The following is a 1,660-nucleotide window of genomic DNA, read 5'->3' as shown; positions in this document are numbered from 1 at the left end:
TGGCAGCGAACTCTGCATCAGACACAACCGGGGTGACATCGAATTGGATGCCAAAGCCTTCGATCCAAGGTGCGAGATGGGCCCACACTTTGCCGATGTCGGCAGCCACCGCAATCGCCATTCCTTTTCCACCGATTGGATCACAAACGCGGTACTTCAGTTCAAAACCTTCGAAGTGATCGCCAGGCCCTCCCGAATTGATGTATCCGGCAAATGAAGGGCAGGCTTCCCAAGACCCCTGCACTGTTGGGAAGTTCCAGACAATGAGGTAGTGCTGCATGGGGCTGTGGCTTCAGATCTGGTTGTTTTAACAGCAATCGATGGTGTGCGATGTGATCGATCAGACGAATCCCTGGGGCTGGCCATCCAAGAAGAGTGGTGGCGCGCAATCGATCTCCTCCCCCCTCCAACTGAAGGCCTGAACAACGGAACGCGCAATGAAAGCTTACATTCGGTAGCGGTTGATACAAAAATGCTATTCTTGATGCACGTTGAGCTTCCAATCGAAGCTGCAGTCAGACCCATGCCAAGCAACGGGGGCGTGGGCAATGAAGGAGTGTTTTATGAACACGCTTCAACTGATCAAAGCCCGCGCCGTGAAAAGTCGGGCCGTTGACCTTGCACGTTCCGCCATGGTCCGTGCCTTTCGGAATGCTGATTACACCGACAACCAGCACACACCGTTAGTCCCTACCAACAAATCACAATTGCGGTATAGGGGCATTGCCTATGAAGCAATTGGGCAACAACAAGAAGCCACTGCTGGACGCACACTTCGGTACCGCGGAGTCAGCTACGGCGTGTACTAAATCCGGATAACGACGATGATGGAGGTGGGAGGTTCACTCCCGCCTTTTTCTAGGGGAGGCGATATTGCCAAGGCTGTTTGGTCGAACGGTTCAAAATCGAGCGCTTGGAGTTTCCGTCGTTGTTTTAGGAACTGCTGCGGCCCTGACCCTTCCACTCGCCCACAAAACGTTCAACTTGGCCCGGGCAGGTACGGCCTACAGCGCAAAGATTCTCTGCTCCGGCGTTTTGATGGCCGGAATGGATGCAAACCGGCTCAAACGTGAAGATCTAGCGCTCGCCCAAGGACTAATCCAAACCCAAATCGATGTCAATCGTGGAGTCGTTCACGCTTGGGCGTTCCTTGGACTTGTGCGAGGCAAAGCTGTTCGTCAAGGGAATCTTGGGTGTAGTCAAGCAATTGCCAATACCAAAGTCGTCAAACTCCCCGATCAGAGAAGAGAACAACCAACAAATCCAATAGTTCAAACAACTCCCTGGAAGATTTCATCCGATGCAGCAGACATACCACCAAGAATTAACAGAAATAAACTAGACAAGGCCATCAGAAAGGCATTTGAAGAAGCACAAGCCTCTGCACCAAAACGCACCCGCGCCATTGTTGTTGTGCAAGACGGCTGGGTAATTGCTGAAAGATATGCGGATGGCATCACACCGGAAACACCTTTAATTGGTTGGTCGATGAGCAAAAGTCTGACCCATGCGCTGATTGGAATTGCTGTTGAAAATGGTCAATTACGGCTTAATGAACCGTTGTCACTACCAGAATGGGGCAACAACAAAGATGACCGACAAAAAATCACACTGGATCATCTCTTAAGAATGAATAGTGGCTTGAGATTTGATGAACGTT

At 51.0% G+C, this 1,660-nt stretch carries 4 protein-coding genes; 3 read left to right on the top strand and 1 reads right to left on the bottom strand.

The annotated features are described in order from the left end of the window. Positions 1 to 280: DUF3303 domain-containing protein (locus WH5701_RS16110; RefSeq protein WP_071934137.1), on the bottom strand; the 280-nt coding region annotated here is incomplete at its 3' end. A 6-nt stretch (positions 281 to 286) separates the two neighbouring features. Here WH5701_RS16110 and WH5701_RS18175 point away from each other — a divergent pair. The 3 genes from WH5701_RS18175 to WH5701_RS16100 all read left to right on the top strand — a co-directional run. Further along, positions 287 to 616: a hypothetical protein gene (locus WH5701_RS18175; protein ID WP_232201743.1), complete on the top strand. Its 330-nt coding sequence runs from the start codon at positions 287 to 289 to the stop codon at positions 614 to 616. After that, on the top strand, positions 549 to 809 hold the full coding sequence (locus WH5701_RS18170) for a DUF4278 domain-containing protein (RefSeq protein ID WP_369791626.1): 261 nt from the start codon (positions 549 to 551) through the stop codon (positions 807 to 809). The genes WH5701_RS18175 and WH5701_RS18170 overlap by 68 nt, the downstream gene beginning before the upstream one ends. A gap of 64 nt (positions 810 to 873) precedes the next feature. After that, on the top strand, positions 874 to 1,660 hold a 787-nt coding region (locus tag WH5701_RS16100; RefSeq protein WP_232201741.1), incomplete at its 3' end, for a serine hydrolase.

The organism is Synechococcus sp. WH 5701, assembly GCF_000153045.1.
GTDB classification, from domain to species: domain Bacteria; phylum Cyanobacteriota; class Cyanobacteriia; order PCC-6307; family Cyanobiaceae; genus Regnicoccus_A; species Regnicoccus_A antarcticus.
Note: the sequence above shows the minus strand (reverse complement) of the source record. Positions and strands in the feature narration are given on the sequence as shown.

Coding starts and splice junctions, on each gene's coding strand:
- WH5701_RS18170 (WP_369791626.1), top strand. CDS start 549: ATGAAGGAGTGTTTTATGAACACGCTTCAACTGATCAAAGCCCGCGCC.